12 protein-coding genes are annotated in these 13,269 nt (G+C 59.4%); 5 read left to right on the top strand and 7 right to left on the bottom strand.

Annotation, left to right across the window (positions count from 1 at the left end):
- Nucleotides 1-11: 11 nt before the first annotated feature.
- From VJU77_05880 to VJU77_05895, 4 genes are all read right to left on the bottom strand, one after another.
- On the bottom strand, nt 12-1,415 hold the full coding sequence (locus VJU77_05880; protein ID HKP02878.1) for a sigma-54 dependent transcriptional regulator: 1,404 nt from the start codon (nt 1,413-1,415) through the stop codon (nt 12-14).
- A 203-nt stretch (nt 1,416-1,618) separates the two neighbouring features.
- Nucleotides 1,619-1,846, bottom strand: a complete 228-nt coding sequence (locus tag VJU77_05885) for a type II toxin-antitoxin system HicB family antitoxin (GenBank protein ID HKP02879.1) — start codon at nt 1,844-1,846, stop codon at nt 1,619-1,621.
- Between the two features lie 44 nt (nt 1,847-1,890).
- Complete coding sequence (locus VJU77_05890; protein ID HKP02880.1) at nt 1,891-4,053, bottom strand: S9 family peptidase; 2,163 nt, start codon at nt 4,051-4,053, stop codon at nt 1,891-1,893.
- 77 nt (nt 4,054-4,130) lie between these two features.
- Complete coding sequence (locus VJU77_05895) at nt 4,131-4,706, bottom strand: hypothetical protein (GenBank protein ID HKP02881.1); 576 nt, start codon at nt 4,704-4,706, stop codon at nt 4,131-4,133.
- Between the two features lie 106 nt (nt 4,707-4,812).
- Here VJU77_05895 and VJU77_05900 point away from each other — a divergent pair, with 106 nt between their 5' ends.
- Nucleotides 4,813-6,291 (top strand): amidohydrolase family protein, encoded by a 1,479-nt coding sequence (locus VJU77_05900; protein HKP02882.1) that lies wholly within the window; start codon nt 4,813-4,815, stop codon nt 6,289-6,291.
- Between the two features lie 170 nt (nt 6,292-6,461).
- Here VJU77_05900 and VJU77_05905 read toward each other — a convergent pair whose 3' ends face one another.
- Entirely contained in the window at nt 6,462-6,824 is a 363-nt protein-coding gene (locus VJU77_05905; protein HKP02883.1) for a VOC family protein, read from the bottom strand.
- A 141-nt stretch (nt 6,825-6,965) separates the two neighbouring features.
- On the opposite strand from VJU77_05905, the gene VJU77_05910 reads away from it, so the two are divergent.
- A complete protein-coding gene (locus tag VJU77_05910; protein ID HKP02884.1) occupies nt 6,966-7,274 on the top strand; it encodes a helix-turn-helix domain-containing protein in 309 nt (102 codons plus the stop codon).
- A 30-nt stretch (nt 7,275-7,304) separates the two neighbouring features.
- On the opposite strand, the gene VJU77_05915 is transcribed toward VJU77_05910, so the two are convergent.
- Together VJU77_05915 and VJU77_05920 are read right to left on the bottom strand one after the other, a co-directional pair.
- Nucleotides 7,305-9,209, bottom strand: coding sequence for a hypothetical protein (locus tag VJU77_05915; GenBank protein ID HKP02885.1), 1,905 nt, complete (start codon nt 9,207-9,209; stop codon nt 7,305-7,307).
- Nucleotides 9,210-9,371: 162 nt separating this feature from the next.
- The gene (locus VJU77_05920) at nt 9,372-10,697 is read right to left on the bottom strand and encodes an MFS transporter (GenBank protein ID HKP02886.1); all 1,326 of its coding nucleotides are present in this window, start codon (nt 10,695-10,697) and stop codon (nt 9,372-9,374) included.
- A 199-nt stretch (nt 10,698-10,896) separates the two neighbouring features.
- Between VJU77_05920 and VJU77_05925 the strand changes: the two genes are divergently transcribed.
- The 3 genes from VJU77_05925 (at nt 10,897) to VJU77_05935 (ending at nt 13,262) form a co-directional block, all read left to right on the top strand.
- Nucleotides 10,897-11,529 carry an SDR family oxidoreductase gene (locus VJU77_05925; GenBank protein HKP02887.1) on the top strand — a complete coding sequence of 211 codons (633 nt, stop codon included), beginning with the start codon at nt 10,897-10,899 and terminating at the stop codon, nt 11,527-11,529.
- A 180-nt stretch (nt 11,530-11,709) separates the two neighbouring features.
- Nucleotides 11,710-12,447: a hypothetical protein gene (locus tag VJU77_05930; GenBank protein ID HKP02888.1), complete on the top strand. Its 738-nt coding sequence runs from the start codon at nt 11,710-11,712 to the stop codon at nt 12,445-12,447.
- 152 nt (nt 12,448-12,599) lie between these two features.
- Nucleotides 12,600-13,262 (top strand): DUF2807 domain-containing protein, encoded by a 663-nt coding sequence (locus tag VJU77_05935; protein ID HKP02889.1) that lies wholly within the window; start codon nt 12,600-12,602, stop codon nt 13,260-13,262.
- The last annotated feature ends 7 nt before the right edge of the window (nt 13,263-13,269 follow it).

A 13,269-nucleotide genomic window follows, 5' to 3' on the forward strand; every position in this document is an offset into this window, starting at 1 on the left:
AACCGCCGTTTTTAAGTGGGCGGTTCGGAAAGCGCCCCTCCTTGTTTCAGGTCGTTAATCTTGCGATGCAAGGTCCGCCGGCTGATGCCAAGTTTCTGTGCGGCCTTGGTGATGTTGCCATTCGTGGTGGCCAGCGCCTGCATGATGAGACGTTTCTCAGTTTCGTGCAGGTCGAGCGCGCTCGATTTTTCACCGAACGCTTTGGCCGGCGTAACGCCCCCCGGCAAAGCGGCGCCGGTTGCCGCGCGGACGTTGGACGGAAGATCGCGCACAGTCAGCTTCGAACCGCGCGCCATCACCACTCCGTGTTCGATCGCGGTCCGGAGCTCCCGGACGTTTCCCGGCCAGCCATAAGTCAGGAGCGCGTTCATGGCATCGGCGGTAAGTTCGAGGAGCGGTTTCTCGTTCACCTTGCAGAAATGCCGCAAAAAGCTCCGGACCAGCAGCGGAATATCCTCCTTCCGCTCGCGCAACGGCGGCATCGTGAGATGGACGACGTTCAGGCGGAAATAGAGATCGTCCCGGAATTTTCCTTCGGCCACAAGCTTCTCGAGGTTCTTGTTTGTCGCCGCGATCAGCCGGACATCCGCGCGCAAAGTCTGGTTTCCCCCGACCCGTTCGAAGGCGCGTTCTTCGCTGATCACTCGCAGCAATTTCACCTGGGTGCTCGCATCGATCTCCCCGATCTCGTCGAGGAAAATGGTGCCGCCGTTCGCCTGTTCGAAGCGCCCGATCCGGCGTTCATGCGCGCCGGTAAACGCGCCCCGTTCGTGTCCGAACAGCTCGCTCTCGAGCAATTGCGGCGAGAGAGCGGCGCAATGCACCGTGACAAACTTCGCCTTGTTTCGCCGGCTCAGGTTATGGATCGCATGCGCCGCCAACTCCTTTCCGGTCCCGCTTTCGCCTTCAATCAAAACGTTCGCCGACGAGGGCGCGACTTGCCGGATGGTATCGAGCACTTCATGCAGCACCGGCGATTCGCCCACGATGTTCTCCAGCCCGTAACGTTCGTCCACCTGCTGCCGCAGCGTCCGGTTCTCCTGCTCCATCCGCCGGCTGGCCAGAGCCCGGGAGATCAGCATCTCAACCTTGTCGAGGTTGAGCGGCTTGGTCACGAAATCATAGGCGCCGCGCTTCATCGCCTCGACCGCCGTATCGACCGAGCCGTAGGCCGTCATCATGATGCAGATCGGCGGATGCGGCAGCTTCAGGGCCCGCTCGATCAGTGCCATACCGTCATCTCCGCCGAGACGAAGATCGGTGATCATCAGATCAATCGGTTCGCGCTCGAGCACATCCATCGCCCCGCGAATGTCCTCCGCCACGTAAGTGTCGTATTCGTCCTCGAGCAAACGCCGCAACCCGTCGCGCGTATGCTTCTCGTCGTCGACGATCAGGATGGTAGGCTGCATCATTGGTCCGTCTCAAATATCGCGCGTGGCAATCCGGATTGCCGAATAATCGCAGCTAACGTTCCGCGATCGATGCTCCGATGAAGGGGCACTGGAAAGGAAATGCGGTCCTTTCGCATAATCACATGACTTCCCCGCTGCCGAATGTTTCGAAAACCGTTTTCTTCGAGAGATGGCAGAGTTCGCGGCCGGAAAGGACGCGGAGCTTAGGCATGCGACAGCTGCAAGGGTTTTACGCTCACGCGTCGCTGCAATCTTGCTTCGATTTCCGACTCCTCGGCGCATTCCAACCAAAGCTCCACGGCTTCCTTGATCATCGCCTCGGCGTGTTCGGCTGTTTCGCCTTGCGAAACGATTCCAAGTTCCGGACAGGTCGCTACAAACCATCCGTCTTCACCCTTTTCGATTACCGACGTAAGCGGAGGTAGTTCCACGGATGGAGTCTAATGCAACGGCCAGTGTTCGGCATCGGAAAAATCTATTTCGCACCGCACCACTGATCGACCCAGTCGTTCACCGTCTTCCACCAGAGCCGCGAGTTCTGCGGCTTGAGCACCCAGTGGCCTTCGTCGGGGAAGTACAACATTTTCGACGGCACCTTCAACCGCTGCAGAGTGGTGAAGAGCTGAAATCCCTCGGAAACATCGAGGCGGAAATCGAGCTGGCCGTGGACCACCAGCGTCGGCGTCTTGAACTTTTCGGCGAACAAATGCGGCGAGAATTTCCGGTAAAGCTCGCGGTTCTTCCAGGGCGGGCCTTTGAATTCCCACTCGTTGAACCAGAGCTCTTCCGTGGTCCCGTAGGCAGATTCCGTGTTGAAGACACCGTCGTGCGAAACGATGCACTTGAAGCGATCGGTGTGACCCAGGATCCAGTTCGCCATGTAACCGCCGTAGCTCGCTCCCAGCGCCGCCTCCCGGCTCTTGTCGATGAACGGATACGTTTTCTCCACGTAATCGAGGCCCTTCATCAAATCCTCGAACGGCTTGCCGCCCCAATCGCCGCTGATTGAGTCGGTGAACTTCTGGCCGTAGCCGGTCGAGCCGTGAAAGTTGATCATCACCACGACGTAGCCGCTGGCCGCGAATAATTGTGGGTTCCAGCGATACGACCACGAATCTCCCCACGCGCCCTGCGGCCCGCCGTGGATTAAGAACTTCAGCGGATATTTTTTCGCCGGATCGAATCCCGGTGGCTTCACCATAAATCCCTGCACATCGTCGTTGTTAGCGCCTTTAAATGTGAACGACTCCAGCGGTCGCATGTCGATTTGTGCGAGCAGCGCATCATTTATGTGAGTGAGCGCAAGGGTGTCAGGATCAACGTCAATTCCCCATATCGGTACCGGAGGATCCCCCCATTCAGTTAGAGAGAAACTCAGTCGCGCGATTTCACTGGGTGCCGCGACTGAACTTAAACTGAAGAGGAGCAACGAACCGTCTTTTGAGAAGACAAGATCGTCAGCGTGTAAAGGGTTTGTAATTTTCTTTGGCTCTTTGGCGTCGAGCCCCAAGGACCAGATCGGTGATTCGCCATGATCCTCCGCCGAGCAAAAGATCCCTTGTGTCGAAGGCCCCCATGCGAAACTCCCGACGGAACGATCCCAATTGGCCGTTATGTTTCGCATCTGGCCAACGGCTCGTTGATAAACGATGAGCGATTCCTTGTCCGCTTCGAAGCCGGCGCGCGCCATTGACCGCCACGCGATATATTTTCCATCGGGCGAATAGAGCGGCGTGTTGTCGTTGCCGGGACTCGTGGAGATTTTCTTCGGGCTGCCCCCGGCCATCGGGACGATGAAAATTTCGTTGTTGGTGCTGGTGGCTTCGACTTCATCGATGTTGCTGGTGTAGGCGAGTTCCTGGCTGTCCGGCGAAACGGAATACATGTCCTGGCCGCCCAGGTTGAAGGGCGGCACGTCGTGATCGCCCGGGGTCAGATCGCGAGCGGTGTTGGGTTGCGATCCATCCGCGTCGGCTCCCACCACGAACAAATGACTCCGTTTGTTCTCAGTGTAAGAAGTCCAATGCCGGTAGAGCAGCTTCGTGAAGATCTTCGCTTTCACCTTGCTCTTGCTCAGCTCTTCGTCGCGCTTCTTGTTCTCCGCGTCGTCTTTCGCGTCGGGAAAAACCGAGGAGAGAAAGACGATGCTCTTCCCGTCCGGCGTCCAGATCGCGCCGTCGGCGCCGGTGGAAATATTAGTCACCTGCCGCGGCTGGCCGTCGAGTCCGCCGCTTTCCGCGGTGAAATTGCACATCCAGATTTGAGTCGGATCGGTCGCCTTCGAGGTCCAGATCAGGCGTTTGCCATCCGGGGAAAACCGCGGCCGCTCTTCGTGAATCGCCGTCTGATTCAACCGGCGCGCTTCCCCGCCCGCCGCCGGCACGATCCAGAGATGCGAGATTTTCGTACTGGCCTCGAGATCGACATCGACCGCGTCGAACACCACCCATTTTCCATCCGGTGAGGGCACCGGCCCGCCGACCCGCTTCAATTTCATCATGTCCTCGAAGGTGAACGGGCGCTTTGCACCCGTTGCACTCGTGCTCGTGCTCGTGCTCGTGCTCGTGCTCGGAGCCGGCGTTTGCGCGAAGGCCGACGCAGTGAGTGCGAGAGAAAGAGTCAGGATTTTCCAATGCATAAGTTGTCTCCGATTGAGTGCGCAAACTCCCGCTGTACGCGCGCGGGCGCAAATGCCTGGGTGCCCAGGAGCGCGACCTACATCAATCTCAGGACGTTATTGCCCAGCATCGCGCCGTTGTAGACGAAATAGAAGACCGCGAAGGCCGAGTGATACCGGACCGACCTGGTGAAGGCGGCGATCAGGCCAAGCGTGATAAACATCGCCATCGAGATGAAGTAGAGCAGGCCGAGCGAGCGAAAGTGTTCCCAGCCTTTCAGCGACGAATCGATCAGGTCGATGACGAAGTTCCCGGCAATGAGAAGGAAGAATCCGCGCCGATGATTGAAATAATGCTCGCGCCAGCTCCGGATCGGTTCGCCTTCCTGCTCATTCGGAAAAAGGAGCGCGGAAGCGAGATAGAGATTGATCGGCGCGACCAGGAGCCAGAGGACGAGGAAGAGCGTCCAATGTTCGACCGTGCGCCAGCGATACTGGACCCACCACGAAATGATGACGGTCATGAGGGTGTTCACCATCCAGAAGGCGTGGACCCAATAGCCGGGCGTCCGTTTCCAGGTCTGAATTAATTGCCCGAGACCGCCGACCAATCGCGCCACGGCGAGACCGGCCACGATTGAGGTGAGCACGCAAACGTATTCGAAGGGGTCCATGGCACCTTCGCTTTACCGAAGCGCGCGCCGCCTTGTCGAGGCGCTTCCTATTTCGGCCAGGACTCGATAGAAGGATGACCGCCGATTGGCAGCTCGCTCTTTATCTATGAAACGCTTTACTTTTTTTCTCGCCGTCGCAGGTCTCGCTTCCACCGCCTTCGCCACGCCGTCGGGGACAATCACCATCCTTAACGGCACCGCGATCGATCCCGGCAGCGGCAAGATAACTCCGAACGCTGTTATCACGATCGAGCGCGATCGCATCACCGCGATCAAGGAAGGAGACGCCGAGATTCCGAAAAAAGGCGACCGCGTTATCGACGGGAAGGGAAAGTTCATCCTGCCCGGCTACATCGACACCCATGTTCACTTTTTCCAGTCCGGAGGTCTCTTTACGCGGCCCGACGGCGTCGATCTGAACAATGTCAGGCCCTACAAGGACGAGATCGCAATGATCAAGAAGAACCTGCCCGACACGTTCAAGCGCTACCTGCGGTGCGGGATCACCTCGGTGGTCGATATCGGCGGACCGATCTGGAATTTCGAGATGCGCAAGATCGCGAACTCGACCGAGGCAGCCCCGCGAGTCGCCGCCGCCGGCCCGCTCATCTCGAGTGTCTCGCGACCCCAGCTTGATCTCGGAGATCCGCCGATCGTCAAAATCGATACCCCTGAGCAAGGCCGGGAAATGGTGCGCAAGCTGGCCGCGCAGAAACCCGACTACATCAAGATCTGGTACATCGTCTCTTCCACCGCCAGCGCTCCGTCGCCAACTCCAGGCAGCTCACCCTCACCCGCGACCAGCCAGAGCGACGCCGACCGCGCCGCCGCCGCCGTCTTCCGCCCAATCGTTCATGCCGTGATCGAGGAGAGCCATCGGTTAAAGCTTCGAGTCGCCGTTCACGCCACAGAGCTCGAGGCGGCGCGCGCGTCGGTCGAGGAAGGGGCCGATCTTCTCGTCCACAGCGTGACGGACAAACCGGTCGACGAAGCGTTCGTCAAACTGGTGAAAGAGAAAGGAACGATCCTCACGCCGACTCTCGTGGTGTTCGAGCGTTATGGCCGGACGTTCTCCAACAAGCTCGAGCTCACCCCGGAAGAAAAAGCCTGGGGCAACCGGGAAATCATCGCGTCGCTCGACGTCACCAAACTGCCGGCGGACAAAGTTCCGGATCGGATCAAGAAGGCAACCGAGAATTCGCAACTGGTCCTCGACAACATCCAGAAGACCTACGACGTCGCGCTGAAAAATCTCAAGACCCTCGAGGATGCCGGCGTCACGATTGCCACCGGCACCGATGCTGGAAACATCGGCACCCTTCACGGCCCGGCGATTTTCCGGGAGTTCCAGCTCATGAAACAAGCCGGCCTCAGCCCGATGCAAATCCTCCAATGCACGACTGCCAACGCCGCCAAAGTTTTTGGTGGCGACACGGGCCCTCAGATCGGCTCGCTCAAACCCGGCAACTTCGCCGATCTCGTCATCCTAAAATCGAATCCCGTCGAAGACATCAAACACGCCTCGGACATTGAGACCGTGATCAAAAACGGCGTTGTCTATCCCGCCGGTTCAATCCTGCCGTGAAGGAAGGGACCTTTTTTCCTAAGAACGTCATCGAATCTTGACGGCTTAAAGCCGTCAAGATGACTGACCGCGGCAACGCAGGCAGTTGGAGACGGCCTGCCCTCAGGCCGTTAAGGGAGAACGCCGCCTGGCCCACCGCCTCCGGCACGATGGCGTGCCGGCTCCAGTCCTTAAGATCCAACGACAAAGCTGTTGCCTTCGCTGTCCTTGAAGATCGCGTAGGAACCCCACGGCTCTTTTTTCGGCGGGCCGTTGAACTCCACCCCGCGCGCCTTCATTTCCGCATACGTCTTGTCGATGTCGTCGCAGGCGTACGACACGTTCATGAAGGTCCCGATCCTCTTCTCCTCGCCGTCAGCGGTGAACAACACCACCCGGGTCTCGGCTTTCGGCACCCGCAGCTCAATCCAGCGCTGTTTCTCATCGAATGGCTGGTCCGTGATAATCGTGAACCCGAGTTTCTCTGTATAAAAATCCAGCGCCCGGTTCTGGTCGGCGACTGGGATACTGACGAATTTGATTTGTTTGATCATGGCGAGCCGACGTTAAGTCTGGCCCGTCTTGAACGTCCAGCGACAGAGTGCGCTTCCGGCCAGAAACCGTTGTCCGTTTATCGGTATAGCAGCCGCATTTTCTCCTTCTTAATTCTTCCTTCTTCCTTCTTGCTTTCTTCCATGCCCCGCTTCCGCGAAACCATCCCCATCGACGATTACGTCCTCGATGTTCTGATGCGCGATATCGTCGGGCACGATCGGCAACCGGCCGCGTACCTAGTCTATCTTCATCTCTATGGACAGGCCGCTCGCACGAAATGGAGACCGGTCCCCGCCAGTCTGCGAACCCTGGCCGACTCGACCGGCCTTTCCAAGAGCGCGGTCCAAACGGCGCTCGAGAATTTGCGGCGCCGGCAGTTAATCAAGACGGCGAGCGATCATCCCACGGCCGTTCCGCTGCACCAGGTGCTCCGGCATTGGCGTCGTTGAAAACGAAACTGGCCGGAGTTCCTTCGCGACCTACGGCAGGTGATAAACCTCAATCAACCCGACGCCCGTTGTCCCGGCTGCGCCGCCCACAATGGCGGTGTAATTTCCGGGAGCGAGCGTTTCGACAATAGCCGATTCGACATCCCGGGACGGAGCGAGATTTGTGGCCACGACTTCCGCTTCGTGAGAAGAGCGCCAGTTATCGTTCGACGCCATCAAGGCGCCGTTGTCATCGTGCAGCTCGAGGACTGGGTCTGACAAAGCCCCGGTCACACCGAAATTAGTCAAGGCCGGCCCGATGGCGCGAATGAGGACTCGCGCGCTTGCGGCTGCGTCACCGGTGACAATCACACCCCCGATCATCACCTGGTCGCCGGTGCCGACGAATCCGCGAGTGCTGATGTTGGCAAGCCTGGAGCCGGCGCCGACTCCGAGATCATACACCTCGACCAAACCAATGCCGCTAGCGTCACCTCCACCCCGCAACACCGCTGTGTAGCTTCCAGGATCAAGGGTGCGAATAATCGCGGATTCCAAATTTCGCGCCGGCTGCAGCGTTGTGGCCGCGATCTCTGCTGCCTGCGTATCCTGCCAATTATCATTCTGCGTGAGAACAGCGTTGCCTTGATAAAGCTCCAGCGTTGGGTCGGCCAGCACTCCCGCCACCGCGGGCGCGAGCGAAGGACCCAATCCGCGGATGATCACTTTTCGCGGCTCCGTCCCGGTCACGATGAATCCGCCGATCAACGCATTGTCTCCAGGAAGAACTCGGACGCGGGTGGAGATGTTGGCCAGTTTTGCCGGCTCGGCCGGGGCGATTGGTTCGAGGCGAAAGGCATGCGTAACGAGGGGAAGCTCACCGGGACCATCCGGGTCGAATTCGCCCCACCCGACGATCTGGCCTTGATCGTTGATCGATTGGGCGAAGCGAAGGATCCAGAACGTGCCGGAGGCGTCAGTGAGGGAATTCAAATCCATCATGCCTTCCGTCTCTGTCCACAAAAACGCGTGGTCGCTGCCCGCTGAATTGCTGTTTCCCACGACCTGGTTGGCTGCATTCACTCCGAACGCCGAACTGAAATCGTTCCCGCCTGCCAAGACTCCGAGGTCAACAATCGAGGGGGCTGTTCCGGCGGTGCCCGTTTTCCAAAGAACGGCATGCTGGCCTGTCGCGGTCGCGCTTTGGCCGACAATGGCGCCGCCTGCGTTGATCGCTACCGCCTGACTGGCACCGTTGCCCCCACTCAAGCTGCCCAGGTCGACCATCGATCCGGTCGTTCCGTTAGCTTGGACAGGCCTCCAAAGGAAAGCGTGATCGCCAGAGGCTCCAACGACTTGACCGTCGTCATTGACGTCGAAAGCGAGCGTGCCAAGTGCGCCAGGCAATCCTCCGAGATCGAGCGCCGACCCATTTGTTCCGTTGGCCGTGACTGGAGTCCACAAATAAGCATGGCCGCGGCTGGAACCGACGATCTGGCCAAAGCCGTTGATGTTGCTCGCACTGGCGCTGTTGCGTTCGCCGGGCAAATCCAGCAGCTCCATCATCGTTCCTTCAGCGCTATTTGGAGTATTCGGATTCCACAAGAAGGCTCGACTTTTGTCGCCGTCAGTGCTCGATCCCACAATCTGGCCTAACGAGTTAATTGCATTCGCCCGGGCGCCGGGAAGAGTCGGCAGACTGCCGAGATCGATAAGGTTTTCGCTTCCCGCGGGCGCGCTCGGAAAAAGGAACGCCCGGAAACGAGTGCTGACCTGGCTTACTCCGACCGCCTGACCTGAAGCATTGAGATCAAAGGCCTGGCTGTAATTTTCGCCGCCGACTAAATCTCCCAGATCAGTGACCGAATAGCGCGGCGCGGCATAAGTTTTCGGGAGAAAAAAAGCGAGGCAGATGAGTGAAAGAGACCGGAGAATTCTTGGGAAATGTAGATGCATGGAAAGAAATTTGGTGGGTGACGGAGGGGGACATTAACGGGAGCCTATTGTCGCGCGATGCGGAAAAAGTAACGCCGCTGTTACCCTACCGCGAATGGAGGGCGGAGCTCTGCGACGCCCCGCCGGCCGTACCCAAAGCCTCGCGGAGCTCAGCCCTCCAATTTAAGCAGAGCGCGCGGCAGCCAGCTGGGCTTCGCGTCTTCGTATCACGTTGAGCGTGACCATGGCAGCGAGGGCACAGATCAGGGCGCCGATTGCCATGGTAGAAGGCGTGCCCAGGAAGTCGGCCATGACACCCGCTTGCAGGCTTCCGAGCGGGATCATGCCGCCGAAGATGAGCGTCCAGATCCCCATGACGCGGCCGCGCATTTCATCGGGGACAATGAATTGCAGGACGGTGTTGGAAGTGGAGAAGTAAAGCACGATTCCGAACGCGACGATCGCGAGGAGCGCAACCCCGATATACAGGTTCTTGTTTAAGGCGAAGAGCATGAGCGTGATGGAGAAAATCCAGACGCCCCCAAGCGCCATTTTTCGCGTCGGGATAATGTGGCCGGCGCTCGCGACCGTGAGCGCCCCGGCCAGCGCGCCCACCCCGCTTCCCGCCATAAGCAGGCCGTAGCCGTTGGCGCCGAGATGCAAGACGTCGTGAGCGAAAGCCGGCATGAGGACGGAATAAGACCAGCCAAAAATTCCGACGACAGCGAAGAGGGAAAGAATCGTGAGCACGCGCGCGTGCGACCAGACATAACGAAAACCCTCGAGCGCCTGGCCGAGCGGACCGGAGTCGCTCTCGATCCGCGCGGTCTTCTTCGGCAACCGCATCAGGAGAAGTCCGGCAATGACGGGGATGAAGCTGATGCCATCGACGAAAAAGCAGGCGGCGATACCAATGTGCGCCATGAGCAAGCCGGCAATGGACGGACCCACGATCCGGGCGCAGTTGAACGCGGAACTATTCAGCGAAATAGCGTTCATCAAATCCTCGTGGCTGGTCATCTCGATGACGAACGATTGGCGCGCCGGCATGTCGAACGCCATCGTGATTCCGCCGAGGATCGCGAGCACGATGATGTGCCACGGTTGCACGACCTTGCTCCAGACGAGCGCGGCCATCGCCAGGGAAAGCAGCATCGAACAAATCTGGGTAACGACGACGACGGACCGCTTCGGATAACGATCGGCCACCCAGCCGCCCCAGGTCGCGAAGAAGAGCATTGGTGCCGAGGCCGCCGCCGCCACGACACCGAGCAGCGCCTTTGATCCCGTCAGCTGATAAACCAGCCAGCCTTGCGCGGTCGTCGTCATCCAGGTCCCGGTGAATGAAATGAGCTGGCCCGAGAAAAAGAGGCGGAAATTGCGATGTTTGAGCGCCGAGAATGTCTTCCGAAGCGAGATGCCACCGGTCGCCACCCGACGGGGTCTTCCCGTCATGTCTTCCGGGACTTTTGCGGTCGTGGAATGGTGTGGATCGAGAGTGGAAGGCATTTGGCGAGGGTCGAATCGGGAATCTAGCAGCGAAGTTAGATCTCCCAAACCTGCGGCCGGACGGTTATGAATGCGGGAGATGTTGCGGATTTTTCTCCTGATTCTAATTCCGTACGCGTTGGTGCTGTCGGCGTTACTGTGGCGACGAGCACCCATACGTCGCGAAAGGAAAGCAGCAGCCCACGCCGCGAGCGATCCGATGCGGCTGCTGGTAATCGGGGCCACGGGAGGGACGGGGCGGGAACTTGTCCAGCAAGCCCTCGCCCAGGGACATCTGGTGACCGCGTTCGTTCGTAATCCCGCCAAACTGCAGATCGAACATCCCAACCTCCGAGTGGCGAAAGGCGATGTGCTCGATTACGCCACGGTGGAATCGGCCATGCGCGGGCAGGATGCGGTCCTCTCCGCCCTGGGACATCTGCCATTCCCCTTTCCGACCAAAATTCAATCGGAGGGAATGCGCAATATTCTCAAGGCAATGGCAGCGTGCGATGTACCGCGGCTGATCTGCGAGACGGCACTTGGTATCGGGAACAGCGTGGGCCGTTACGGGTTGCCGTACGATTTCCTGGTCGTGCCGCTGATTCTGCCTTTTTATTTTTGGGACAAGGTCCGGCAGGAAGATCTGATTTTCGAGAGCGACCGGGACTGGGTCATCGTAAGACCCGGAGTTCTGACGAATGGGCCCGCACGGGGCAGTTATCAGCACGGACCTCATGCCGGCAATTACTTCTGGCCCCGTCTAATCCGGCGGGCCGACGTCGCTGACTTCATGCTGAAGCAGTTGAAGGACGATACCTATTTGGGGCTGGCCCCGGGCATTACTTCCTAGTCACGGCGCGAAAAATAACCGGCTTGGCGCGGGAGCAGCTTTCTCCCAGGCATGCGCTCGTTTGGTTCGTGCCTCACTCCCCGAAAGACGGGAGCGGTGTTTTGCTGCGCGGTCGCAATCTTTTTTCTGCTCCTGCCGGACGCTCAAGCCCGGACCCCGCGGCCTCGCAAGCGCTCAACGGTGCCAGTCGTCCTCCAACCCTTCTCGCTCGTCCATAAAGTCGTCCACGCGGTCGCTGCGCCGGTCGTCCACAATACGCACCGGGTGCTGGTCGCCGCAGCCGCGGCTCCGATAAAGGTCGCTTATTATGCCCCGCGGCGAATGAAACCGCGCGTGCCCCGGGCGCAGCAAGTCGACGATCTGGACGAAGAATCGATCACGCCAATCCGCGCAGCGTATCGGCCATCTGTCGAGGTCCGCAGGGCCCAAAATGATGATGACGAAGAGAATCAGGAGGAGAGCGGGCGAATCGAACGGCGCGGCGACCGCCCCATGGTGGCGGGAAGCCGGGCGGTATTGCGGAACGGAGTCGCTTATGCGCCGGCCCGCGCGCCGCAGAGCGTGAAGAATGCGATTTGGGCCGCGAATTCCATTCGCCGCAAACCCTATGTCTGGGGCGGCGGACACGGGTCGTTCAACGACCGCGGCTACGATTGCTCCGGAACGGTCTCGTATGCCCTTCATGGCGCCGGGATCCTGAATTCGCCATTACCCTCAAGTGACCTCATGCGTTACGGCGAGCGCGGCCGGGGACGTTGGGTGACGATCTATTCACGCAATGGCCATACCTTTGCCGTCATCGCCGGGCTTCGTCTCGACACAACTGACCTCGGGCGCGGCGGCGACGTCGGTCCCCGCTGGTACGATTATGGGCGCGATACCGGCGGGTACGTCGCCCGGCATCCGGTCGGAATGTAGGGAAAGACCGCGGATAACGCGGATGACTCGGATTCCTGAGTACAGTAATCATCTCCATCCGTGAAATCCGCGTAATCCGCGGTCAAATTTCCCCAGATTTCTGAATCCAAAGAGCCGGGGTCCCGCATCCCACTACCAAAGCGATGAATCCTATGAGCACTATCATCATCCGGCCATTTGCAGCCTTGAAGCTGCTGACGTTCGCCGCCCTTTGCCTCGGCGGTTGCCACTGGTCCGGCATCCGGGGCAACGGCCACATTGTTACCGAAGACCGGCCCGTCCAGGAGTTTACGAGCGTGGAGGCGGAAGGCGCCTTCGACATTCAATGGGTTTCCGGTCCCGCGAGCTGCTCCATCAGGACGGACGACAATCTGCTGAAGCACGTCGAGACGAGCATGAGTGGGAAGAAACTGAGGCTCGAATGGCACGGCCAACTGCATCCGACCCACGGCATGAAGGTAAGGCTCTCCAGCGGCGGGTTGAGCGGCGCGCGCCTGACCGGAGCGGTTCGTCTCACTGCAACCAGACTTTCCGGCAACGGCTTTTACCTTGATGGGACCGGGGCGACGCGGGTCACCGTGGACGGAGCCGTCAATGAATTGCTGGCGACCTTGACCGGCGCGAGCAAACTCGATGCGGAAGCGCTTCAGGTAAAAGTCGCGGAGCTCTCCATCTCCGGGGCCGGGAAAGCCGAAGTCTCGGCGAGCGAGGCCTTGAAAGTGGCCATTTCTGGCGCGGGGAAGGTCACCTACAACGGCAACCCGACCATCGAACGCCATATCAGCGGCGCGGGTTCGATCCGGAAACGCGATTAAAAGAGTT

Source organism: Chthoniobacterales bacterium (assembly GCA_035274845.1).
Classification (GTDB): Bacteria; Verrucomicrobiota; Verrucomicrobiia; order Chthoniobacterales; family UBA10450; genus AV80.

Coding starts and splice junctions, on each gene's coding strand:
- VJU77_05905 (HKP02883.1), bottom strand. CDS start 6,824: ATGATCAAACAAATCAAATTCGTCAGTATCCCAGTCGCCGACCAGAAC.
- VJU77_05890 (HKP02880.1), bottom strand. CDS start 4,053: ATGCATTGGAAAATCCTGACTCTTTCTCTCGCACTCACTGCGTCGGCC.
- VJU77_05895 (HKP02881.1), bottom strand. CDS start 4,706: ATGGACCCCTTCGAATACGTTTGCGTGCTCACCTCAATCGTGGCCGGT.
- VJU77_05880 (HKP02878.1), bottom strand. CDS start 1,415: ATGATGCAGCCTACCATCCTGATCGTCGACGACGAGAAGCATACGCGC.
- VJU77_05925 (HKP02887.1), top strand. CDS start 10,897: ATGCGGCTGCTGGTAATCGGGGCCACGGGAGGGACGGGGCGGGAACTT.
- VJU77_05910 (HKP02884.1), top strand. CDS start 6,966: ATGCCCCGCTTCCGCGAAACCATCCCCATCGACGATTACGTCCTCGAT.
- VJU77_05920 (HKP02886.1), bottom strand. CDS start 10,697: ATGCCTTCCACTCTCGATCCACACCATTCCACGACCGCAAAAGTCCCG.
- VJU77_05935 (HKP02889.1), top strand. CDS start 12,600: ATGAGCACTATCATCATCCGGCCATTTGCAGCCTTGAAGCTGCTGACG.
- VJU77_05915 (HKP02885.1), bottom strand. CDS start 9,209: ATGCATCTACATTTCCCAAGAATTCTCCGGTCTCTTTCACTCATCTGC.
- VJU77_05900 (HKP02882.1), top strand. CDS start 4,813: ATGAAACGCTTTACTTTTTTTCTCGCCGTCGCAGGTCTCGCTTCCACC.